General features: G+C 70.0%; 23 protein-coding genes and 1 pseudogene. 8 read left to right on the top strand and 16 right to left on the bottom strand.

Going from position 1 to position 20,982, the window contains the following annotated elements; translation table 11 throughout:
* Positions 1–99: 99 nt before the first annotated feature.
* The 8 genes from AB0H36_RS34585 to AB0H36_RS34550 are packed head-to-tail and all read right to left on the bottom strand — an operon-like array spanning position 100 to position 7,545.
* On the bottom strand, positions 100–1,242 hold the full coding sequence (locus AB0H36_RS34585; protein WP_360533521.1) for an acyl-CoA dehydrogenase family protein: 1,143 nt from the start codon (positions 1,240–1,242) through the stop codon (positions 100–102).
* A gap of 23 nt (positions 1,243–1,265) precedes the next feature.
* Entirely contained in the window at positions 1,266–2,387 is a 1,122-nt protein-coding gene (locus AB0H36_RS34580) for a CaiB/BaiF CoA-transferase family protein (protein WP_360533518.1), read from the bottom strand.
* Positions 2,388–2,421: 34 nt separating this feature from the next.
* Positions 2,422–2,820 (bottom strand): hypothetical protein, encoded by a 399-nt coding sequence (locus tag AB0H36_RS34575; RefSeq protein WP_360533515.1) that lies wholly within the window; start codon positions 2,818–2,820, stop codon positions 2,422–2,424.
* Entirely contained in the window at positions 2,817–3,539 is a 723-nt protein-coding gene (locus AB0H36_RS34570; protein ID WP_360533512.1) for an NAD(P)H-binding protein, read from the bottom strand. The genes AB0H36_RS34575 and AB0H36_RS34570 overlap by 4 nt, the downstream gene beginning before the upstream one ends.
* 17 nt (positions 3,540–3,556) lie before the next feature.
* A complete protein-coding gene (locus tag AB0H36_RS34565) occupies positions 3,557–4,465 on the bottom strand; it encodes an RNA polymerase sigma-70 factor (RefSeq protein WP_360533509.1) in 909 nt (302 codons plus the stop codon).
* 31 nt (positions 4,466–4,496) lie between these two features.
* Complete coding sequence (locus AB0H36_RS34560; protein ID WP_360533506.1) at positions 4,497–5,054, bottom strand: DinB family protein; 558 nt, start codon at positions 5,052–5,054, stop codon at positions 4,497–4,499.
* Positions 5,055–5,077: 23 nt separating this feature from the next.
* The gene (locus AB0H36_RS34555) at positions 5,078–6,538 is read right to left on the bottom strand and encodes a cobyric acid synthase (protein ID WP_360533503.1); all 1,461 of its coding nucleotides are present in this window, start codon (positions 6,536–6,538) and stop codon (positions 5,078–5,080) included.
* Between the two features lie 5 nt (positions 6,539–6,543).
* On the bottom strand, positions 6,544–7,545 hold the full coding sequence (locus tag AB0H36_RS34550; RefSeq protein WP_360533500.1) for a helix-turn-helix domain-containing protein: 1,002 nt from the start codon (positions 7,543–7,545) through the stop codon (positions 6,544–6,546).
* Between the two features lie 96 nt (positions 7,546–7,641).
* Here AB0H36_RS34550 and AB0H36_RS34545 point away from each other — a divergent pair, with 96 nt between their 5' ends.
* The gene (locus tag AB0H36_RS34545; RefSeq protein WP_360533497.1) at positions 7,642–8,616 is read left to right on the top strand and encodes an alpha/beta hydrolase; all 975 of its coding nucleotides are present in this window, start codon (positions 7,642–7,644) and stop codon (positions 8,614–8,616) included.
* A 40-nt stretch (positions 8,617–8,656) separates the two neighbouring features.
* Here AB0H36_RS34545 and AB0H36_RS34540 read toward each other — a convergent pair whose 3' ends face one another.
* Together AB0H36_RS34540 and AB0H36_RS34535 are read right to left on the bottom strand one after the other, a co-directional pair.
* On the bottom strand, positions 8,657–9,193 hold the full coding sequence (locus tag AB0H36_RS34540; RefSeq protein ID WP_360533494.1) for a YbaK/EbsC family protein: 537 nt from the start codon (positions 9,191–9,193) through the stop codon (positions 8,657–8,659).
* Positions 9,190–9,489 (bottom strand): GNAT family N-acetyltransferase, encoded by a 300-nt coding sequence (locus AB0H36_RS34535; RefSeq protein ID WP_360533491.1) that lies wholly within the window; start codon positions 9,487–9,489, stop codon positions 9,190–9,192. Before AB0H36_RS34535 ends, AB0H36_RS34540 begins: the two co-directional genes overlap by 4 nt.
* A 168-nt stretch (positions 9,490–9,657) precedes the next feature.
* Between AB0H36_RS34535 and AB0H36_RS34530 the strand changes: the two genes are divergently transcribed.
* Positions 9,658–10,482 carry a helix-turn-helix transcriptional regulator gene (locus AB0H36_RS34530; RefSeq protein ID WP_360533659.1) on the top strand — a complete coding sequence of 275 codons (825 nt, stop codon included), beginning with the start codon at positions 9,658–9,660 and terminating at the stop codon, positions 10,480–10,482.
* A gap of 2 nt (positions 10,483–10,484) precedes the next feature.
* On the opposite strand, the gene AB0H36_RS34525 is transcribed toward AB0H36_RS34530, so the two are convergent.
* Both AB0H36_RS34525 and AB0H36_RS34520 read right to left on the bottom strand, forming a co-directional pair.
* A complete protein-coding gene (locus AB0H36_RS34525) occupies positions 10,485–10,916 on the bottom strand; it encodes an organic hydroperoxide resistance protein (protein ID WP_360533488.1) in 432 nt (143 codons plus the stop codon).
* Positions 10,917–10,936: 20 nt separating this feature from the next.
* Positions 10,937–11,890 (bottom strand): NADPH:quinone oxidoreductase family protein, encoded by a 954-nt coding sequence (locus AB0H36_RS34520; RefSeq protein WP_360533485.1) that lies wholly within the window; start codon positions 11,888–11,890, stop codon positions 10,937–10,939.
* 50 nt (positions 11,891–11,940) lie between these two features.
* Between AB0H36_RS34520 and AB0H36_RS34515 the strand changes: the two genes are divergently transcribed.
* Entirely contained in the window at positions 11,941–12,591 is a 651-nt protein-coding gene (locus tag AB0H36_RS34515; RefSeq protein ID WP_360533482.1) for a TetR/AcrR family transcriptional regulator, read from the top strand.
* Here AB0H36_RS34515 and AB0H36_RS34510 read toward each other — a convergent pair.
* From AB0H36_RS34510 to AB0H36_RS34495, 4 genes are all read right to left on the bottom strand, one after another.
* On the bottom strand, positions 12,575–13,321 hold the full coding sequence (locus AB0H36_RS34510; protein WP_360533480.1) for a sulfite exporter TauE/SafE family protein: 747 nt from the start codon (positions 13,319–13,321) through the stop codon (positions 12,575–12,577). The genes AB0H36_RS34515 and AB0H36_RS34510 overlap by 17 nt on opposite strands.
* Before the next feature lie 140 nt (positions 13,322–13,461).
* Complete coding sequence (locus AB0H36_RS34505; RefSeq protein ID WP_360533477.1) at positions 13,462–14,613, bottom strand: SPFH domain-containing protein; 1,152 nt, start codon at positions 14,611–14,613, stop codon at positions 13,462–13,464.
* A gap of 182 nt (positions 14,614–14,795) precedes the next feature.
* Positions 14,796–15,323, bottom strand: a complete 528-nt coding sequence (locus AB0H36_RS34500; protein WP_360533474.1) for an NfeD family protein — start codon at positions 15,321–15,323, stop codon at positions 14,796–14,798.
* Positions 15,324–15,395: 72 nt separating this feature from the next.
* Positions 15,396–16,178, bottom strand: coding sequence for an ABC transporter ATP-binding protein (locus AB0H36_RS34495; RefSeq protein ID WP_360533471.1), 783 nt, complete (start codon positions 16,176–16,178; stop codon positions 15,396–15,398).
* 87 nt (positions 16,179–16,265) lie between these two features.
* Between AB0H36_RS34495 and AB0H36_RS34490 the strand changes: the two genes are divergently transcribed.
* The 5 genes and pseudogenes from AB0H36_RS34490 to AB0H36_RS34470 all read left to right on the top strand — a co-directional run.
* Positions 16,266–17,000, top strand: a complete 735-nt coding sequence (locus tag AB0H36_RS34490; protein ID WP_360533468.1) for a hypothetical protein — start codon at positions 16,266–16,268, stop codon at positions 16,998–17,000.
* Positions 17,001–17,053: 53 nt separating this feature from the next.
* Positions 17,054–18,271, top strand: a complete 1,218-nt coding sequence (gene serB / locus AB0H36_RS34485) for a phosphoserine phosphatase SerB (RefSeq protein ID WP_360533465.1) — start codon at positions 17,054–17,056, stop codon at positions 18,269–18,271.
* A gap of 35 nt (positions 18,272–18,306) precedes the next feature.
* Positions 18,307–19,200, top strand: coding sequence for a GNAT family N-acetyltransferase (locus tag AB0H36_RS34480; protein WP_360533462.1), 894 nt, complete (start codon positions 18,307–18,309; stop codon positions 19,198–19,200).
* A gap of 75 nt (positions 19,201–19,275) precedes the next feature.
* Positions 19,276–20,664 carry a carbohydrate-binding protein gene (locus AB0H36_RS34475; RefSeq protein ID WP_360533459.1) on the top strand — a complete coding sequence of 463 codons (1,389 nt, stop codon included), beginning with the start codon at positions 19,276–19,278 and terminating at the stop codon, positions 20,662–20,664.
* A gap of 42 nt (positions 20,665–20,706) precedes the next feature.
* Positions 20,707–20,982: pseudogene (locus AB0H36_RS34470) on the top strand (cyanophycinase); the annotation flags it as partial.

Raw genomic sequence — 20,982 nt, 5'->3', positions numbered from 1 at the left:
AGGTCAGCGTGCGGACGCCCGCCGCACGACTGACGGAACGAGGCGCAGAACCCCGCCGTTCTGCGCCAGGCCCGGGCAGTACGGCGGGTCTGCCGCGGCTCAGATGCCCATTGTGCGGCCGATGATCTCCTTCATGATCTCCGTGGTGCCGCCGTAGATGGTCTGGATGCGGGTGTCGAGGTAGGCCTTGGCGATCGGGTACTCGGTCATGAAGCCGTAGCCGCCGTACAGCTGCAGGCAGCGGTCGGCGACCTTCTTCTGCAGCTCGGTGGTCCACCACTTGGCCATCGCGGCCTCGGCCACCGTCAGGGTGCCGGCAGTCAGCTCCTGGATGCAGCGGTCGACGAAGACGCGGGCGATCTGGGTCTCGGTGGCCAGCTCGGCGAGCACGAAGCGGCTGTTCTGGAACGAGCCGATCGGGCGGCCGAACGCCTTCCGCTCCTTCACGTACTCGAGCGTTCGCGCGAGCAGGTTCTCGCAGGCCGCGGCCGCGACGACCGCGATCGCGAGCCGTTCCTGCGGAAGCTTCTCCATCAGGTAGACGAAGCCCTTGCCCTCCTCGCCGAGCAGGTTCGCGACCGGGACCCGGACGTTGTCGAAGAACAGTTCCGCGGTGTCCTGTGCCTTCAGCCCGATCTTGTCCAGGTTGCGGCCGCGCTCGAACCCGGGCATCCCGCGCTCGACGACCAGCAGCGAGATGCCCTGGGCGCCCGCCGCCGGGTCGGTCTTCGCGACCACGATCACGAGGTCGGCGAGGATGCCGTTCGAGATGAACGTCTTCTGCCCGTTCAGCACGTAGTGGTCGCCGTCACGCCGGGCTGTGGTCTGGATGCCCTGCAGGTCGCTCCCGGCGCCCGGCTCGGTCATCGCGATCGCCGTGATGGTCTCACCGGAGCAGAACCCGGGCAGCCAGCGCGCCTTCTGCTCGTCGGTCGCGTAGTCCAGCAGGTACGCCGAGTTGATGTCGGTGTGGATCGCAAACCCCACCCCGCTCGCCCGGGCCCTGGTCAGCTCCTCGATCACCACGGCGTTGAAACGGAAGTCGCGGGCGCCGCCACCGCCGTACTCCTCCGGCATCATGAAGCCGAGCAGGCCCGCGTGGCCGGCGGCGGTCCACAGCTCGCGCGGGACGATGCCGGCCTCCTCCCAGGCGTCGTGGTGCGGCACGATCTCCTTGTCGCAGAAGGCCCGGGCAGTCTCCCGGAAGGCGTCGTGATCGGCGTCGAAGAGCTGGCGTTCCACAGGTGGTTCCTCTCAGGCTCTGATCAGTTCTGGACGGCGGCGCCGGAGTCCAGCAGGTCGTCGATGTCGGTGACACCCCAGTCGGCCAAGGCCTCGCGGGTGTGGCTCCCGGCGGCCGCGGGCGGTCGCCCGAGGCTGGTCGGCGTACGGGAGAACCGTGGCGCCGGAGCGGGCTGGCGGACGCCGTCCTGCTCGACGAAGGTGCCGCGGGCAACGAGGTGCGGATGCTCGCCGGCGAGCGCGAGGACCGGCGCGACACAGGCGTCCGAGCCGTCGAAGACCGCCGTCCACTCGGCCTGGGTGCGCTGGAGGAAGGTCTCGGTCAGGACCTTGCGGAGCTCGGGCCAGTTCGCCGGGTCGTTGCGGTCCGGTACGGCGATGCCGAGCGTGGCGATCAGCTCGTCGTAGAACGGCTGCTCGATCGCTCCGACAGCGACATGCTTGCCGTCCGAGGTCTCGTACACGTCGTAGAACGGCGCGCCGGTGTCGAGCAGGTTCGTGCCGCGTTCCTGCCGCCACGACCCGGCCGCCAGCGCGCCGAGCATCATCGTGGTCAGGTGCGCGGAACCGTCGACGATCGACGCGTCGACAGTCTGACCACTGCCGCTCCGCTGCGCCTCGTGCAGGGCGGCGAGCACGCCGACGACCAGGTAGAGCGAGCCGCCGGCGAAGTCGCCGAGCACGTTGGATGGCACCTGCGGCGGGCCGCCCGCACGACCGATCAGGTGCAGCGCGCCCGACAGCGCGATGTAGTCGATGTCGTGCCCGGCGGTCTGCGCGAGCGGCCCGTCCTGACCCCAGCCGGTCATGCGTCCGTAGACGAGCTTCGGATTGATCGCGAGCAGGTCGTCGGGCCCGAGCCCGAGCCGCTCGGCGACCCCGGGCCGGAACCCCTCGACGAGTACGTCGGCCTGCGCGACGAGGCGTCGTACGACGTCGATCGCCGCCGGGTTCTTCAGGTCCAGGGCCACGCTGCGGCGACCGCGGTTGACCAGGTCGAGCTCAGGCGGCCCGAAGGACAGGCCGCCGCCGGGCCGGTCGATCCGGAGCACGTCGGCGCCGAGCTCGGCCAGCACCATGCAGGCGAACGGCCCGGGACCGATCCCGGCCAGCTCGACGACCTTGACCCCTTCGAGTGGACCCATGCCGCCTATTGTGACAGTCCTACTGTCACAGTCGTCAAGCCATCCTGCGTGTGCCGACGAGGGCGCTGATCAGAGCGGTCAGCGGCAGCAGCACGCTCAGCGTGATGATCGCGACCAGCACGGCCGACCACCCCGGCGAATCGCCCTCGAGATGCCCGAGGTGGAACACCATGTGCGTCACGGAGAACGCCAAGTAGGCCAGCAGCGCGACCCGGGTCAGCAGCCAGTCGAAACTGACCGCGGCCGCGGTGAGCACGATGGCCATCCCGAGCTTCATGCCACCCAGGTCGCGGAAAAGATGCTCGCTGTACGGCGGCGTCCAGTCCACCGTCGGCATCTCGTAGAAGCTGGCCGGCAGGAACGTCATCCACACGCCCAGCACGAGCTCGAACGCGGCGAAAATCACCAGGACGGACCGCACGTAGAGGTTCACTCTTTGCCGCCGAGGTAGTCGTCGAAGGTGACCGTGCCGTACGGCGGCCCGACGACGTTGGCGTAGCCGTCGACGAAGGCCCCGAACATCTTGCCTGGGACCTTGACCGGCACCACCGGCCGACGCGATCCCCGGGCAGCCTTCCAGGCCCGGGCGAGCTCCGGCACCGGCCGCGTCTCCGGCCCACCGATGTCCGCTGCCCGGCCGATCACCGGCCGGCCGACGAGCTCGGTCAGGCGGGTGGCGACGTCGGACACGGCGATCGGCTGCAACGCGGCGGCCGGCGCGAAGATGGCCGGCATCTTGATGCTGAAGATCCGGTCGAGCAGGTTGTGGAACTGGGTGGCCCGCAGGATCGTGTACGACGCCCGGGCCTCGATCAGCCGCTCGGCCTCGAGTTTGTGCTGGTAGTACGCCAGCGGGATCCGGTCGATGCCGGCGATCGACATGTACAGCACGTGCGTCGACGCCGGCGCGGCGTCGAGCAGGTTGCGGGTCTGCTGGATGTCCTTCTTCCCCTGCGCGGTGGCGAGGTGGACGATCATGTCGACGCCGTCGGCGGCCGCGCGGATGCCGTTGCCGGTGGTCAGGTCGCCGGTGACCAGGCCCGGTCCGGTCCGGCGGCTGAGCACCCGGACGGTGTGCCCGGCGGCGCGCAGCTGTTCGACCGTCGGCCGGCCCAGGGACCCGGTGCCGCCGGTGACGAGGAGGGTTGTCATCTTTGGTGTCCTTTCGGTCACCAAGGAAGATCTGACAGCCCTCCGATTCGTGACAGTTGTGCGGCCGCGAACGTGAGTTTGTCCGGATTCATCACGAACCGGAGGTCGGTCACCCCGCCGTCGTCGCCGAAGTCGACGAAGCAGACCGCCTCGACGCCACGGGGGCTGACGGCAAGGAACGTCGGCTGCCCGTTCGCCTCGCCGAACCGGACCTCGAGGCCCTCGCCGAACTTCTGCAGGGCACCGACCAGGTAGCGCGCGACCCGCTCCCGGCCGGTGAGCGCGTTCCGCGCCGCGAACACCTTGCCGCCGCCGTCGGCCCGCGACACCACGTCCTCGGCGAGCAGCGCCTCCAGCTCGGCTAGCTCGCCCTGCTGGGCGGCCGCGATAAACCGTTCGACCAGGCGATGCCACTCCTTCCGGTCGACCCGGCGCTCGCGCCGCGGCTCGGCAGCCACCCGCTTCGACGCCCGGGAGACCAGTTGCCGGGCGTTGGCCTCGGACGTGCCGATCAGTTCGGCGACCTCGCGGTAGCTGTAGGCGAAGGCTTCGCGCAGTACGTACGCCGCCCGCTCGGCCGGCGTGAGCCGTTCGAGCACGACCAGCAACGCCATCGACACCGAGTCGCGCTCGGCGACCACGTCCAGCGGGCCGAGCTCCTCGAAGCGCCCTCCGGTGAGCACCGGCTCGGGCAACCACTCACCCACGTACGTCTCGCGCCGTACCCGGGCCGAGCTGAGCTGCTTGATCGACAGGTTGGTGACGATCTTCGCCAGGTAGGCGTCGGGGTCCTTGACCGTGTCCTGGTCCACACCCTGCCAGCGCAGCCAGGCCTCCTGGACGATCTCCTCGGCGTCGGCCGCCGTACCCATCATCCGGTAGGCGATCCCGAACAACCGCCCACGCAGGCGCTCGAAGTCATCCACGCTGCCCAGTGTTCCGCATCGGGTTCGGGCGTCAGCGGAAGGTCTCGGCGGCGCGCTGGATCTTGGTGTAGAAGTCGGTCCAGGCGGCCTGGTCCATCATGTCGGCGTCGGCGCCGCCCTGGCCGTCGATCAGCTCGCGGACGATGTCGGCGTGACCGGCGTGGTGGGCGGTCTCGTCGACGACGCGGACCAGCAGGGCGCCGAACGTCGTACTGCGCTTGCCCTCCGCCCAGTGCGGGACCTCGGCCGGCGCGTCGAGCGGGAGGTCGGCGATGCTGCGGTCGCTGTGCGCACAGGCGGCCCGGTAGAGATCGGAGATGTACTCCGTGCTCTCCGACGGGAGCGCCCACATGTCGGCGCCCTCCCAGACCGAGCCGTCCTCCTCCCAGGGCAGCGGCTTCTCCGGCGGGCGGCCGACGCTCGTGCCGAGGTAGACGTACTCGATCCCGGTGAGGTGCTTGACCAGGCCGAGCAGGTTCGTCCCGGACGGCACCAGCGGGCGGCGGCGATCGTACTCGCTCAGTCCGTCGAGCTTCGCGAGCATCAGCGCACGGGTGGCCTGGAGGTACTTCTGCAGCTCAGCCTTCATGACTGAGCACGCTAACCGAGACCTCAGACAGTTTCCGGCGCACCCGGCGGGACGAAGGGTACGGCGCTCGGTCCGTGCTCGATCAGCTTCATCAGGTCAGCCGTGTCGACGTACGCGTCGATCGCGTCGGCCAGCCGGTCGAGCCGGGCCTCACGCAGCGCGGCGAACGAGACCGTACCGTCCGGCGCCGGCTTGCCGGTCAGGCCGGCGACCTCGGTCAGGAACGCGTGCCGGGCCGCGTCGTCGTCGAGCAGCCCGTGCCAGATCGTCCCCCAGGTGTTCCCGACCCGGCACCCGCCCGGGAACGCATCCGCCACCCCGGTGACCGTCACCACGCCGTGGTGGATCTCGTACGCCGTCGCCGCCGGCCGAGCCAGCACCTTCTCGGCCGCGAACGCAGTTGCCACCGGCAACAGCCCAAGACCGCTGTGATCCCCGCCGCCCTCGACGCCGTGCGGATCCGAGATCGCACCGCCCAGCAACTGGTACCCGCCACAGATCCCGAGCACCGGCCGCCCGGCCGCGACGCGAGCCGCCACCGCCTCGGCCAGGCCGTGCTCACGCAGCCACTGCAGATCCGCCACGGTCGCCCGCGACCCCGGCAGCACGACCAGATCGGCGTCCCGGATCTCGGCCGGGCTGGTCGTGAAGAACACGCTGTTCGTCGGCTCGACCGCGAGCGCGTCCAGGTCGGTGAAGTTGCTGATCCGCGGGAACCGGACCACCGCGATCGTGAGCAGGTCGGCCGGGGCGCTCCGCCGTACCGGGATGTCGAGGGCGTCCTCGCTGTCCAGCCACAGCTCGGGCAACCACGGGAGCACCCCGTACGTCGGCCGGCCGGTCGCGGACGTGAGCATGTCGATCCCCGGCTGCAGCAGCGACACGTCACCGCGGAACTTGTTCACCAGGAACCCGCTGAGCAACGCCTGGTCCGCGGCGTCCAGCAGCGCGACCGTCCCGAACATCGACGCGAACACTCCCCCGCGGTCGATGTCGCCGACCACGACGACCGGCGCCTTGATGTGCTGCGCGAGTCCCATGTTCACGTAGTCGGACTGCCGCAGGTTGATCTCAGTCGGGCTGCCCGCACCCTCGCTGATCACCACGTCGTACCTGGACGCCAGATCGTCGTACGCCGCGAACGCCGCCTTGGCCAGCTCGGCCCGCTCGGTGAGAAAGCCGCGGGCGCTCAGCTCGCCCCACGGCTCCCCCATCAGGACGACGTGACTGCGGCGATCGCTGCCCGGCTTGAGCAGCACCGGGTTCATCGCGGCCTCCGGCTCGGCACCCGCGGCGACGGCCTGGATCCACTGCGCCCGGCCGATCTCGGCGCCGTCCGCGCAGACCATCGAGTTGTTCGACATGTTCTGTGCCTTGTACGGCGCCACCCGGACACCCTGACGAGCCAGCCACCGGCACAGCCCGGTCACCACGGTCGTCTTGCCCGCGTCGGACGTCGTACCGGCAATCAGCAGCGAACCCACCCGGCCTACCTTAGTGCGCGCATCACCAGTGCAAGGTAGAGGCGGAAGCGGCCGTTGGGATTGCCCAGCTCGAAGCCCAGCACGCTCTCCGCATGCTCGAGGCGGTAGGCCACCGTGCTGTGATGCCGGTAGACCAGCGCGGCCGCCTTCCGGACCGAGTCGGTGAAGCAGTACGCGCGGAGGATCGCGAGCAGATCGTCACCGCCCGGCTCGGCCGCGATCCGATCGAGTGCGGCGACGTCCGGCGAGGCCACGATGTCCTCGGGACGCAGCCGCTCGGCCAGGACCAGCAGACCGCCGAGAGCGTCGGTCCTGACGACTGGCTCCTCCGGTGAGGTGAGGCGCAGCGCAGTACAGGCGTCCCGCCAGGACTCGGCCGCACGAATCGCAGGCAGCGCCGGTCCGACGCCGGTCCGCACTCCGCTGGCCGCCTCAACCGGTACGTCTCCCGGCCACAAGGTGACCACGCGGTCGCCGACAACTGCGGAGAGCGTGCGCATCGCGGGCGGACCGGTTGACACGGCGACTCGCAGCGACGCGGTCGGACCGACGCCGAGCAGGTGCAGGGCACGGGACCGCTCGGCGATCCCTGCGGAACCCGAGACGACCAGCTCGACCAGAGCCGGATCGCCGACCGCAGGCAGGCCACTCACGGTCCGGTCGAGCAGCACCGAGCCCGCTAGCGCGAACCGCTCGAGCACGATCTCGTCGAGGGACAGCGCGGCCCCGTCGCGGGCCAACCAGAAGACGGCGTCGCCGTACTCGCGGACCTGGGCGGCGGCAGGTGGTCCGGCGATGTCAACGGCGCCGGATGGGTCGGCCCGGAGCACCAGGCCACGACCGGCGGCCTCGATGCCGACCGGGCTCTCGGCGAGTGCCGCCGTACTCTTCAGAAGCGTGGTGAGGTCGGCCTTGCCGGTCATCAGGGCGTCGAAGAAGCCGATCACGCGCACGGCGCTCTCCGCGTCCGCGTCCAGCGCGGACAGCCGCAGCAACAGGCCCTTCATGAATCGAGGCTACCGGCTCACCGCTCCGCCAGACGGCGGAATCCCGGCGCCGGACTACCGCCATCCGGCGGCTGTGGCATGGCAGGGTGGACCCGCATGCTCGACTCACCCTCGAGCAAGGAGACCGCGATGACCGACTACCCGTTCGACCCCGAGCTCCAGCCCTGGCTCGCGATGCTGCCCGAGATCGACCTGGCGGACATCGTGGCCAGCCGCAGTCAGACCGACGAGCTGCTCAGCCAGCTCCCGCCGGTGCAGGTGCCGGACGGCATCGGCATCCGTGACGTGTCGATCCCCGGCCGGGACGGCGCACCCGACATCACCGCCCGGGTTTATGCGCCCACTGAGGCGAGCGACGCGTTGCGGCCGGGGTACGTCCAGATCCATGGCGGTGGATTCGTGCTGGGTGACCTCGACACGTTCGAGCAGGCGCCGGTCGACGTCGCCGCGACCTGTGGTGCCGTGGTCGTTGCCCCGGACTACCGGCTTGCTCCGGAGCATCCGTTCCCAGCTGGGCTCGAGGACTGCTACGCCGCCTTGGAGTGGCTCGCTGCCAACGCCGACGAACTGGGTGTCGATCGGGACCGGATCGCGGTCGGTGGGGAGAGCGCGGGCGGTGGTCTGGCTGCTGCTGTCGCACTGCTCGCTCGCGACCGCCAGGGCCCGGCGCTGTGTTTCCAGATGCTCGACATTCCCGAGCTCGACGACCGGCTCGACACCGAGTCGATGACAACCTTCGTCGACACGCCGTTGTGGAACCGTCCGGCCGCCGTCCTGAGCTGGAAGTACTACCTGTCCGGGGATCCCGAGAAGCTCGGGTTGCAGTACGCCGCTCCGGCGCGGGCCGAGGACCTTGCCGGACTGCCGCCCGCGTTCGTGTCGACCTGCGAGTTCGACCCGCTGCGCGACGAAGGGCTGATCTACGCGCAGCGCCTGCTCGCGGCCGGTGTCAGCACGGAGCTGCACCACTACCCGGGCACGTTCCACGGCTCGTCGATGGTCCGCGGCGCTGCCGTCACCCAGCGGATGGAGGCCGACAAGCTGGCCGCCCTCCGCCGGGCACTCGGCTGACACCTACTCGACGCCGTCGACGGCAAGAGTGACGAACCGGTCAGTCAGTGGGTGACGCGAGTTGCAGCACCTCGGCGGTGGCGAGTTTGGCCAGGTCGGCGCCTTCGACGAGCAGCTTGGACGCGCGGACGCCGCTGCCGATCACGACCGGTCCGGCGTTCACGACCGCCTCGTCGACCAGGACCGGCCAGTCCGGGGGCAGTCCGATCGGCGTGATGCCGCCGTACTCCATCCTGGTCGCGCTGACCGCGTCGTCCTGGGCGGCGAAGGAGATCTTCCGCACCCCGAGGTGCTTGCGGATCACGCCGTTCACGTCGGCCCGGTGGGTGGCGAGCACCATCACCGCGGCGTACGTCGACTCGCCGGCGCGCTTGCCGTGCACGATCACGCAGTTCGCCGAGGCGGCCATCGGTACGTCGTACTCCGCGCAGAAGGCGGCCGTGTCCGCGAGACCGGGATCGATCGCGGCGGCGTACCCCGGGATCGTCCCGAGCGCGTCGCGGACCGGCTCGGCCAGCAGCTCGGGGACCTCGGCGGCGGGCTGCCAGTCGAGCTTGCCCAGCACCGGCCCGGTCACTCCGACTTCCGCTTCGTCAGGTCCTCGTACTCCGGGTGCTCGGCGAGGAACTCCTGGTAGAACGGGCAGGCCGGCTTCACCCGCAGGCCCGCGTCCCGGGCGTCCTCCAGCGACTTGATGGCGATCCGCCCGGCCACGCCGCGCCCGCGGAACTCCGGAATCGTCTCGGCATGCAAGAAGCTGATGACCTCGGGGTACAGCTTGTAGTCGACGAAGCCCATCAGGTTGCCCTCGGAGTCGACCGCCTCGTACCGGCTGCGCTCCTTGGCGTCCACCACGCTGATCTCGTTCTCCATGCGGGCCACTGTAGGAGGTGCGGCAAGGAAGTCTGTGGACGGGTTACTGCCTGTTGCCGTGGACAGGCGGTAGCATCGCGGGCTGAAATGGGTGCGTGGACGGGTGCTGGGTTGGGTGACCAAGTGACGGTGTCGGGTGGCGAGGGTGGACCGACCGCTCTCCGGATCATGCTGGGCGGACAGCTGCGGCGGATGCGGGAGCAGGCCGGGATCAGTCGCGCCGACGCCGGCTGGCAGATCCGCGCCTCCGAGTCCAAGGTCAGCCGGATGGAGCTCGGCCGGGTCGGGTTCAAGGAGCGCGACGTCAGCGACCTGCTCGAGCTCTACGGCATGCAGGACGAGGAAGAGCGCTTCCGGCTGATGGAGCTTGCCCGGGCCGCGAACAACCCGGGCTGGTGGTCCCGGTACGGCGACGTGATGCCGAGCTGGTTCACCAACTACGTCGGCCTGGAGGTCGCGGCGACGCTGATCCGGACCTACGAGGTGATGTTCGTCCCGGGCCTGCTGCAGACCGAGGAGTATGCGCGGGCCGTCGTCCAGATGGGCAAGGCGTACCTGCCGGCCGAGGAGATCGAGCAGCGGGTCGCGCTGCGGGTGACCCGCCAGCAGATCCTGAACCGGCCCAACCCGGCCCGGCTGTGGGTGGTCGTCGACGAGTCCGTGCTGCGCCGCCCGGTCGGCGGTGAGGACATCATGCGGGCCCAGATCGAGCACCTGATGATGTGGGCGCAGCAGCCGAACATCACCCTGCAGATCATGCCGTTCAGCAGCCTCGGCTACCCGGGCGCGGGTGGCGCGTTCAGCATCCTGCGGTTCCCCGAGGGCGACCTGCCGGACATCGTCTACATCGAGCACGCGGCCAGCGCGCTGTACCTGGACAAGCTCGAAGAGGTCGACGAGTACGTCGCGATCATGGAAGCCCTCACGATCGCGGCCGCGCCGATCTCCCAGACCGAGAGCCTCCTCAAGGAGGCCCTGGCCCGGATGGACTGACCTCAGGCCACCGTGAGGTCGACCTTGATGTTGCCACGGGTGGCGTTGGAGTACGGGCAGACCTCGTGGGCCTTCGCGACCAGCTCCTCGGCGACGGCGCGCTCGACACCCGGCAGGCTGACTTCGAGGACGACCTCCAGGCCGTAGCCGGCGCCGCCGTTGATCGGGCCGATGCCGACCTGCGCGGTGACGGTCGAGCCGTCGGCGTCCTGGCGGGCCTTGCGGGCCACCAGCTTGAGCGCGCTGTGGAAGCAGGCGGCGTACCCAGCAGCGAACAGCTGCTCCGGGTTGGTGCCCTTGCCGTTGCCGCCCATCTCGACCGGCGGCGCGACGACGACGTCCAGCTTGCCGTCGTTGGTTGCGACCTTGCCGTCCCGGCCGCCCCGCGCGGTGGCCTTGGCGGTGTACAGAACCTTCTCTACGGCGATCGTCATATCTGCGTCTCCTGGGGGGTTCAGCGGGTGGGGTCGAGGACGAGCTTGCCGACGGTACGGCGGGCTCGCAGGTCTTCGTGGGCGGTGGCGGCCTCGGACAGCGCGTACTCGCCGCCGACGATCGGGCGGAGCTTGCCGCTCGCGGTCAGGTCGAACAGCTCGGCCAGCGGGTCGCCGAGCAGCGCCGGCTCCTTGAAGCAGTCGGCCAGCCAGAAGCCGGCGATCGTCTTCGAGCCCTTCATCAACCGGCTCGCGTCGATCGGCTGAGCGGCCTGCCGGGACGCAGCGCCGAAGGTGACCAGCCGGCCGAACCGCGCGAGCGCCGCGAACGACTCGTCGAACGTCGGTCCACCGACCATCTCCAGCACGATGTCGACCGGCTTGCCGCCGTTCGCCTCGAGGATGCGGTCCTTCAGCCCTTCCGGCTCACCGTCGATCGCGGCGTCCGCACCGAGCTCGAGCACCTGCTTGCGCTTCTCCTCGCTGGACGCGGTCGCGATCACCCGACCGGCGCCCCACAGCTTCGCGAGCTGTACGGCGAGGGACCCGACACCACCGGCTCCGGCGTGCACCAGCACGGACTCCCCCGGCTGCAGATGCGTCGAGGTCTTCAGCAAGTGCCAGGCCGTGGTGCCCTGCAAAACAAGGGCGAGCGCCTGCCCGTCGGTCACACCTTCCGGAACATCCCAGGCGTACGGCGCGTGCGCGACAGCCTTCTCCGCATAGCCGCCGGACCCGACCAGCGCGACGACCCGGCGACCGTCGCCGGTCGTGCCGACGACCTCGCCGCCCGGGATCAGCGGGAGCACGGTCTTGGACAGGTACGAGTTCTCGACCTGATGGGTGTCCGCGTAGTTGATGCCGGCCCGGTCGACCGTGATCAGGACCTGCCCGTCGCCGGCGACCGGCTCCGCGACGTCGCTGACCTTGAGGACCTCGGGTCCGCCGAACTCGGTGATCTCTATCGCACGCATACACCGTACTATACACTGTACGTTATGGATGTCGAAGGGAGGTGCGTCACATGGCGAGGACGCCGCGGAACACGCTGAGCTCGGAGCTGATCGTCCGGACTGCCCTGGAGTTGATGGAGTCCAAGGGCACCGACGGCTTCAGCCTGCGCGGGGTGGCCGCGGAGCTCGGGGTCGGGCCGATGGCGCTGTACACGTACTTCCGCAACAAGGACGACCTGTACGACGCTGTCCGCGACCACCTGATGGGGCTGCTGCCCGCCGTACCTGAGGATGTGGAGTGGCCGGAGCAGGTGCGGTTCGTGTGCCGGAGCCTGCGGTTGCTGATGTTGCAGCATCCTTGCCTGGCGCAACTACTGTCCGGGCGGCCGTTGAGCGGTCACGAGACGGCGCGGGTCGCCGAAGGGTTGCTCGGCGTGCTGCGGCGAGCCGGGTTCGACCCGGAGACGGCGGCGCGGACGCACACCACGTTGTTCACTTACGTGCTCGGGGCAACGTCCTGGGAGATCCAGATGGCCGCCGAGCGCCGCGACCCGGAGGCCTGGCGGCGGTTGCGGATGACGATGGAATCGCTGTCCGCCCGCGACTTCCCGTCCGTCGTCGAGCTCGCGCCGGAGCTGGCCCGGACGACGGGTGGCGACGAACAGTTCGACTACGGCCTGGACCTGTTGCTGGCCGGGCTGCGGCTCAGAACACCATCGTGACGATGGCGACGATTCCGATGCAGACGATCAGGGCGCGCAGGGCAACCGGCGGGAGCTTGCGGCCGTAGCGGGCGCCGAGGAAACCGCCGATGGTGGAACCGACCGCGATCAGGGCGGCGGCCAGCCAGTCGACGTCGGCGACGATGATGAACAGGATCGCGGCGACCGAGTTCACGAACGTCGCCAGCACGTTCTTCAAGCCGTTCATCCGCTGCAGGTTCGAGTCCAGCCCCAGACCCAGGATGGCCATCAACAAGACACCTTGCGCGGCGCCGAAGTACCCGCCGTACACGCCGGTGGCGAACACCGCGGGAATCACCCACCAGGCACCCCGGTGGTGGTGCGACGGCACACTGATCCACCGCGACAGCCACGGCTGAAAGGCCACCAGCACACAGCCGAGCAGGATCAGCACCGGTACGACGGCATGGAAAGCCGAATCGGGCAACGTCAGCAGCAGCACAGCGCCGAGGATGCCGCCGGTCAGCGAGGCCGGGATCAGCCGGATCATCCGGCCGCGCTGGCCCTCCAGCTCACGCCGGTAGCCGATCGCGCCGGCCGCCGTACCGGGAGCGAGGCCGACGCTGTTGCTCACGTTCGCCAGCACCGGCGGGATGCCGACGGCAAGCAACGCGGGGAAGGTCAGCAGCGTGCCCGACCCCACCACGGCGTTGATCGTGCCCGCGCCCATCCCCGCCACCAGGACGAACAGCGCCTCGAACCATGTCATCGCTGCCAGACTCTACGCACCTGACAGGCTCCCCCGCTCATCGGTCCATCCGTTGAGCGGGCAACCTTTCGATCGTTCCATCCGCCCGGACAGCACGAAGCCCTCCCGGGCGACCCGGGAGGGCTTTGTGTACTGCTGTCTCAGCGCTCCAGCGGCGGCTCGGCCGACGGCGGAGCCGGGGGCTCCGGGGTCTGGCCGACCGACGGCGGAGCCTGCTGCTGGCTGCGGCTGCTGACCGCTGCCTTCTGCGCGGCGGCGATCGCCTCCGCGACGGCGTGGTCGGCCTCGGCGACGGCGGCATCCGGTTCGGCGCCGGTGTCGATCGCCGGGACCTCGCCGTTGGCCAACTCCGGCGCCTCCCACGAGCCTTCGGCCTTCTGCGGGATGCCGGCCACCTGGCCGACCGCGCTGCCGAGCCCCTTGAGCGCGTCGCCGATCTCGCTCGGCACGATCCACAGCTTGTTGGCGTCGCCCTGCGCGATCGACGGGAGCATCTGCAGGTACTGGTAGGCGAGCAGGCCCTGGTCCGGCTTGCCGGCGTGGATCGCGTTGAACACCGTGGTGATGGCCTGCGCCTCACCCTGGGCCTTCAGGATCCGGGCCTCCCGCTCGGCCTGCGCCCGCAGGATCCGGGACTCCTTGTCACCTTGGGCGGTGAGGATCGCGGACTGCTTCTGGCCCTCGGCCGACAGGACGGCGGACTGCCGCATACCCTCGGCGGTCAGGATCGCGGCGCGCTTGTCGCGGTCGGCGCGCATCTGCTTCTCCATCGAGTCCTGGATCGACGGGGGCGGGTCGATCGAGCGGAGCTCGACCCGGTTCACCCGGATGCCCCACTTGCCGGTCGCCTCGTCCAGCACGTACCGCAGCTTCTCGTTGATCTCCTCGCGAGACGTCAGCGTCTGCTCGAGGTCCATGCCACCGATGATGTTGCGCAGCGTCGTCATGGTGAGCTGCTCGATCGCCTGGATGTAGTTGGAGATCTCGTACGTCGCCCGGACCGGGTCGTTCACCTGGAAGTAGATGACGGAGTCGATCGACACCATCAGGTTGTCCTCGGTGATGACGCCCTGGGGCGGGAACGCGACGACCTGCTCGCGCATGTCGATGGTGTACCGGACCTTGTCGACGAACGGCGTCAACAGGTTCAGGCCGGGCTGCAACCCGGTCTTGAACTTGCCGAACCGCTCGACGATCCCGACGGTCTGCTGCTGCACCACCCGGACGGACTTGATCAGTGTGACGATCACCAGCAAGGCGACCACTGCCAGCACTACGAGGAACGCGGTCACTTGACCCTCCACTCGAACAGAACCCTCAGGACGGACAGTCTTTCCTATCGACGGTCCACTCGCCGTACCGGTTCCCGGCGCGCCGGGTGCCTGTTCGCGCAGGTATCTCTGTCGTCCTCTGCAGTCGACAGTACTGCGGCCACCCGGTCACTCAACCGGGATGCTCGACGGTACGGCGCGGGTCAGCTCGGCGGCGGATCGGTGGGCTTCGGATCCTGGTGCGTCGGCTGCGGATTCGGGAGCTGGTGCAGTGAGTCCCCGACCGGGTAGACGACGGCGGTGGCGCCGTCGATCGCCATGATCTCCACCCGGGTCCCGGGCGCGATCGTCGACACCTCGTCGAACGGGCGGGCCGTCCACAGGTCGCCGCCGATCCGGATCGAGCCGCCGCCGTCGGGGTGGATCTCCTTGACCACGGTGCCGGTGCGGCCGATGACGTGCGCCGAGCCGGTCTTCAGCTCGCCGCCGTGATGGAACTTGCGGGCCAGCAGCGGACGGATCGCCGCCAGCATGGCCGCGGCCGTGATCAGCCCGACGACGATCTGCAGCCAGAGCAGCCCCGGGAAGATCGCCGCCACCCCGGCGGCGGTCAGCGCGCCGGCCGCCAGCATCAGCAAGGTGAAGTCGAGGGAAGCCAGTTCGGCCAGACCGAGGACGGCGGCCGCAGTCAGCCACGCCGCCCAGATGTTGTCCCGCAGCCAATCCATCATCTGCCAAGCCTATCCAGGTTGAGGGCTCCTAGCAGGTTGTTGGACGCGCGCCGTCCGCCGCGGGATCCCGGGTCAGAGGGCTCGGGCGGTGTAGCGGCCGTCCTCCTGCTTGAGGGACAGGGCCAGGTCGAAGGTCTCGCTGAGGGTCTCGGAGGTGAGCGCCTCGTCCATCGGGCCGGCTGCGACGATCCGGCCCTGCTTGAGCAGCAGGGCGTGGGTGAAGCCCGGCGGGACCTCTTCGACGTGGTGGGTGACGAGCACCATCGCCGGCGCGCCGACCGCGGTCGCGATTGAGCTGAGCGACCGGACCAACTGCTCGCGCCCGGTGAGGTCGAGGCCGGCCGCCGGCTCGTCCATCAGCATCAGTTCGGGGTCCGTCATCAGCGCGCGGGCGATCTGGACCCGCTTGCGCTCGCCCTCGGACAGCGTGCCGAAGGTCCGGTCGCCGAGGTGGCCGATGCCGAGCTCGGTCAGCAACTCCTTGGCCCGCTGGTGGTCCAGCTCGTCGTACTCCTCCCGCCAGCGGCCGAGTACTGCGTACGACGCGGAGACCACGACGTCCGACACCCGTTCGCCGCGCGGCAGCCGGTCGGCCAATGCGGCACTGGTGAGTCCGATCCGCGGCCGGAGCTCGAACACGTCGACCGCGCCGAGCACCTCGCCGAGCAGGCCGGCGACACCTGCGGTCGGGTGGATCTGGGCCGCGAGGATTTGCAGCAGCGTCGTCTTGCCGGCGCCGTTCGGGCCGATCACCACCCACCGGTCGGCCTCGTCGACGGTCCAGTCGATCCCGTCGAGCAGCAGCGCCCCACCACGAACGATCGACACACCGGCCAGCTCCACCACTGCAGTCATGCCCAAAACCTACGGGGTCGCTCCGCCGCGCTCGCTCCCGGCCCGCTGATGTCGTCCGGCGGACGACGTGGTGCAAGACTGGCGGGCGTGTTGACGACCTCCGCCTCGGTTCGGTTCACCGTGTGGACGAACGCGATGTTGACCGGCGCCTGCGACCCCGACACCGCCGCGCAGAAGATCCTCGGCGACGACGTCGGGCACCACGTCGCGGGCCTGGCCGCGCATCCCGCGCCTGCCACGTTGCCGGTGGCGCTGAACCTGCTGCGCGCCGCCGGCGCCACCCAGGCACACCTCGCGCTGCCGGTCCCCGGCGACCCGATCGGCCTGGCCGGACCGCCGCCGTTCAACGAAGCCGCGCTGGAGTCGGGTGAGGCCGTCGTACTGACCGGGCCCGAGATCGGGCTGGTTCCGGCGTACGTCGGTCCGGCCGTGCAGTGGACCGTGATGGCGGCGACGAGTCCGCCGGCGGCCGACTTCGGCGAGGCGGATCGCGGGTTGCGGATGGCGTTGATCGACGCGGCCGAGTCGCTGGCCGCGCTGGACGTGGCGCGGTGGAAGCCGGAGATCGCGGACGCGCTGATCGACATCCGCAAGATCGGCAGCGGTCGCAACGACGACCTGGCGCCCGGGTACCAGCCGCGCGCCGTGAAGACGGCCGCGACTGCTCGCCGCTGTCTGGCCATCGCCGACGCGGCGCTCGAGGACGACGGCGCGGCGGTCACCGGCGCCGAGGCAGATGCCCGCCGCCGCGCGCTGACGGACCTGGCGGCCGCCGCTCGCCGGGCGTTGGTCGCGGCCTGCGCGCCTCCCGTTCACGACTGAGATATGGACCGGACCGACGCCGTACAGCTGATGTGGGTAGCGTTCGTGGTGCCATGACAGGACAGGCTGAGCTCGAGACGCCACCGCCCGATCGCCCGACGTTGCTGGTCACTCTGACCGGCACGGACCGCCCGGGCCTGACCTCCGCTGTGCTTTCGACGCTCGCCACCCGCGGGGTCGAGGTCATCGATGCCGAGCAGGTCGTGCTACGAGGTCGCCTGGTGCTCGGCGTGCTGGTGTCGGCGCCGCGCGACCACAAGACCCTCAAGGAAGAGCTCAAGGCGCTCGAACCGATCCTCGACGTCGACATCTCGGTCAAGAAGGGGATCGGCGACAACGAGCCGCGGCGCGAGGGCCGCAGCCAGGTGACCGTGATCGGGCACCCGCTGACCGCGGCCGGGCTGGCCGCGGTGGCCGGCCGGATCGCCGACACCGGCGCGAACATCGACCGGATCAGCCGGATGGCGCGCTACCCGGTGACCGCGATGGAGATCGCCGTCTCCGGCGTCGATCCGGAAGCGCTGCGGACCGTCCTCGCGCTGGAAGGGGTCCGGCAGAAGCTGGACGTCGCCGTCCAGGCCGGCGGGCTGTACCGGCGGGCCAAGCGGCTGATCGTGATGGACGTCGACTCGACGCTGATCCAGGGCGAGGTCATCGAGATGCTGGCCGGGCACGCCGGCCGGCTGGAGGAGGTCGCCGCGGTCACCGAGCGGGCGATGCGCGGTGAGCTGGAGTTCGCCGAGTCCCTGCACCACCGGGTCGCGGCGCTGGAAGGCCTGCCGGTGTCCGCGCTGGACGAGGTGTACGAGGCGATCCAGCTGGCGCCCGGAGCTCGGACGCTGGTGCGGACATTGAAGCGGCTCGGGTACCAGTTCGCGATCGTCAGCGGCGGGTTCAGCCAGATCACCGACAAGCTGGCCGCCGACCTCGGCATCGACTACGCCGCGGCGAACCAGCTGGAGATCGTCGACGGCAAGCTGACCGGCCGGGTGATCGGCGACGTGGTCGACCGGGCCGGCAAGGCGGTCGCGCTGCGGCGCTTCGCCGAGAAGTCCGGCACGCCGCTGTCCCAGACGGTCGCGATCGGTGACGGGGCCAACGACCTCGACATGCTCGCCGCCGCCGGGCTCGGCGTCGCGTTCAACGCCAAGCCGGTCGTCCGCGAGGCGGCCGACACCCACGTGAGCGTGCCGTACCTGGACACGATCCTGTACCTGCTCGGCATCAGCCGCGAGGAAGTGGAAGCCGCGGACGCCGATCACCCGGCCTGAGCGGGATTCCCGCGCGGGTGCGGGATGATCGAGGCATGTTGCCACCGGGGTTCACGAGCCGATCCACGACGATCGCGGACGCCGAGGCGATCTACCGGCTGCTGGCCGCCGGCGAGATCCAGTGGCACGGCCGCGCCGAGGTGGTCCCGGACGGGGTCGCCGCGGATCTCCAGCGGCCGGAGCTCGACGTCGAGCGCGACACGCTCGTCGTCCACGCCGCCGACGGTGAGCTGGCGGGATGGGGTTGGCTGCATCTGGGCAAACGCGGTCAGATCGACGTGCATCCGTCGTACCGGGGTCTTGGGATCGGTACGGCGCTGGTCGAGTGGGCGGAGGCGCGGTCGCGCGAGGTGGGCAGCGAGTGGCTGGCGCAGGCGGTCGACGACGCAGACAAGGCGGGGACGGACCTGCTGCGGTCGCGCGGCTACGAGGTGCTCGCGACCAACTGGCTGCTGGAGCGGCCCATCGCGGCTGCGGCTTCCTTCCAGGCACCGGACGGCATCACGATCAGCCGGTACGACGAGGCGCAGGCGCACGCAGTGCACGAGCTCATCGAGGCAGCGTTCTCCGAGTTCCAGCCGCGCCGGAAGTCGTACGACGAGTGGGCCCGGCTGACCGTGGACCGGGAGACCTTCCTCCCGAACGCTTCGACGCTGGCCTACGCCGGGAACGAGCTCGTCGGCGCCGTCGTCGCGCTCGACCTGCCGGAGACCGAAGAGGGGTACGTCGAGCAGCTCGCCGTCCGCGCGGACCAGCGCCGCAAGGGCGTCGCCCGCGCCATGCTCGACGCGACCTGCGCCGAGTTCGGCCGGCTCGGCCGGCAGGACTGCATCCTCTGGACGCACTCCGGGACCGGCGCGCTCGCCATGTACGAACACCTCGGCATGCGGGTCCGCCGCAGTACGACGGTCTACCGCCGCCAGCTCTGATCCGGACCGTGACGAGCTGTTGACACGTTGCCATGAGAGCGCTCACATTGACCTCACCAACCCCTGGAGGTCGCTATGCGTTCCCGCCCCTTGATCGCCGCATTGCTCACCCCACTACTCGTCGCCGGCGCAGTCACCGGCGCGGTCACCGGCGCAGTGGTCGCCGCTGACGCCAGCGTGCCGCCGCCCGCGTCCGGCTGGACGACCGTCTGGAGCGACGACTTCGACGGCCCGAGCGGCACGTTGCCGTCGAGTGCCAACTGGATCATCGACACCGGCCACGGCTACCCCGGCGGCCCCGCGAACTGGGGTACCGGCGAGATCCAGAACTACACGAGCAGCACGAACAACCTGGCCCTCGACGGCACCGGGAACCTGCGGATCACGCCCCGCCGGGACGCGGCCGGCAACTGGACGTCGGCCCGGATCGAGACCCAGCGCAGCAACTTCAAGCCGCCGTCCGGTGGCGTGCTCGCGATCGAGAGCCGGATCCAGATGCCGAACGTGACGGGCAACGCGGCCCTCGGCTACTGGCCTGCTTTCTGGGCGCTCGGAGCGCCGTACCGGGGGAACTACTGGAACTGGCCGGGCATCGGCGAGTTCGACATCATGGAGAACGTCAACGGGATCAACTCCGTCTGGGGCGTGCTGCACTGCGGCGTGAACCCCGGCGGCCCGTGCAACGAGACCAGCGGCCTCGGCGCCAGCCGCGCGTGCCCGGGCTCGACTTGCCAGTCCGGTTTCCACACCTACCGCTTCGAGTGGGACACCAGCAGCACGCCGAACCAGTTGCGCTGGTACGTCGACGGACAGCAGTACCACGCGGTCAGCCAGGGCCAGCTGCCCGCGGACACGTGGACGAACATGACCTCGCACGCCGGCTACTTCATCCTGCTGAACGTCGCCATCGGCGGCGCCTTCCCGGATGCGCTGAACGGACCGACCCCGCGACCGGAGACCGTTCCGGGCCACCCGATGGTCGTGGACTACGTCGCGGTCTGGTCACGCGGTGGTGGCACGACTCCTCCCCCGACCACTCCGCCGCCCGGTGGTAGCAGCGCCTACAGCACGATCCAGGCCGAGTCGAACAGCCAGCAGTCCGGCATGGGCGTGGAGACGACGACCGACACCGGTGGCGGCCAGAACCTGATGCAGATCGGCAACGGCGACTGGGCGCTGTTCAGGGGACTCGACTTCGGCAGTACGGCGGCGACCCAGTTCGTCGGGCGTGTCGCGTCGGGCGCCGCAGGTGGGGTCAGTGGGCTGGTCGAAGTCCGGCTGGACAGTCGTTCCAACCCACCGATCGGCAGCTTCGCGATCGCCAACACCGGCGGCTGGCAGTCCTGGCGCACCGTCCCGGCCAACATCTCCGGTGTGACCGGTGTCCACGACGTCTACATCACCTTCACCAGCGGCCAACCCGCCGACTTCGTCAACCTCAACTGGCTCACCTTCGGCCGCTGACCGGATAAGGCTCCTGAGGGGGTCAGCACCTATCCTTCGGCTATGTCTGAACAGCAGGGTGGGGTGAGCAGCGGGCCGGGGGCCCTGTTCGCCATCGGTGGCGCCGAGGACAAGCTGAAGAAGCGCACGGTGCTGCAGGAGTTCGTCGAGGCCGCGGGCGGATCGAAGGCCCGGATCGTGGTCGTGCCGACCGCGTCGGCCCTCGGCCCGGATGTCGTCGACGTCTACCACGCCCTGTTCGCCGCTCTTGGAGCCGAGAGTGTCGTCGGCGTCCGCCCGGAGACCCGGGACACCGTCGACGGAGACCTGAGCCGGCCG

The sequence above is a fragment of the Kribbella sp. NPDC050820 genome (genome assembly GCF_040653975.1).
Taxonomy (GTDB): Bacteria; Actinomycetota; Actinomycetes; order Propionibacteriales; family Kribbellaceae; genus Kribbella.
The sequence above is the reverse complement of the archived record's forward strand: the minus strand, read 5'-3'. Positions and strand labels throughout refer to the sequence as shown.

What these genes read in the sequence shown, in the direction of transcription:
- AB0H36_RS34530 (WP_360533659.1), top strand. Translation starts at nt 9,658, where the DNA reads ATGCTGGGCGGACAGCTGCGGCGGATGCGGGAGCAGGCCGGGATCAGT.
- AB0H36_RS34560 (WP_360533506.1), bottom strand. Translation starts at nt 5,054, where the DNA reads ATGAAGGCTGAGCTGCAGAAGTACCTCCAGGCCACCCGTGCGCTGATG.
- AB0H36_RS34510 (WP_360533480.1), bottom strand. Translation starts at nt 13,321, where the DNA reads ATGACATGGTTCGAGGCGCTGTTCGTCCTGGTGGCGGGGATGGGCGCG.
- AB0H36_RS34480 (WP_360533462.1), top strand. Translation starts at nt 18,307, where the DNA reads ATGTTGCCACCGGGGTTCACGAGCCGATCCACGACGATCGCGGACGCC.
- AB0H36_RS34520 (WP_360533485.1), bottom strand. Translation starts at nt 11,890, where the DNA reads ATGCGTGCGATAGAGATCACCGAGTTCGGCGGACCCGAGGTCCTCAAG.
- AB0H36_RS34545 (WP_360533497.1), top strand. Translation starts at nt 7,642, where the DNA reads ATGCTCGACTCACCCTCGAGCAAGGAGACCGCGATGACCGACTACCCG.
- AB0H36_RS34525 (WP_360533488.1), bottom strand. Translation starts at nt 10,916, where the DNA reads ATGACGATCGCCGTAGAGAAGGTTCTGTACACCGCCAAGGCCACCGCG.
- AB0H36_RS34515 (WP_360533482.1), top strand. Translation starts at nt 11,941, where the DNA reads ATGGCGAGGACGCCGCGGAACACGCTGAGCTCGGAGCTGATCGTCCGG.
- AB0H36_RS34475 (WP_360533459.1), top strand. Translation starts at nt 19,276, where the DNA reads ATGCGTTCCCGCCCCTTGATCGCCGCATTGCTCACCCCACTACTCGTC.
- AB0H36_RS34495 (WP_360533471.1), bottom strand. Translation starts at nt 16,178, where the DNA reads ATGACTGCAGTGGTGGAGCTGGCCGGTGTGTCGATCGTTCGTGGTGGG.
- serB (WP_360533465.1), top strand. Translation starts at nt 17,054, where the DNA reads ATGACAGGACAGGCTGAGCTCGAGACGCCACCGCCCGATCGCCCGACG.
- AB0H36_RS34500 (WP_360533474.1), bottom strand. Translation starts at nt 15,323, where the DNA reads ATGATGGATTGGCTGCGGGACAACATCTGGGCGGCGTGGCTGACTGCG.
- AB0H36_RS34550 (WP_360533500.1), bottom strand. Translation starts at nt 7,545, where the DNA reads ATGAAGGGCCTGTTGCTGCGGCTGTCCGCGCTGGACGCGGACGCGGAG.
- AB0H36_RS34535 (WP_360533491.1), bottom strand. Translation starts at nt 9,489, where the DNA reads ATGGAGAACGAGATCAGCGTGGTGGACGCCAAGGAGCGCAGCCGGTAC.
- AB0H36_RS34580 (WP_360533518.1), bottom strand. Translation starts at nt 2,387, where the DNA reads ATGGGTCCACTCGAAGGGGTCAAGGTCGTCGAGCTGGCCGGGATCGGT.
- AB0H36_RS34570 (WP_360533512.1), bottom strand. Translation starts at nt 3,539, where the DNA reads ATGACAACCCTCCTCGTCACCGGCGGCACCGGGTCCCTGGGCCGGCCG.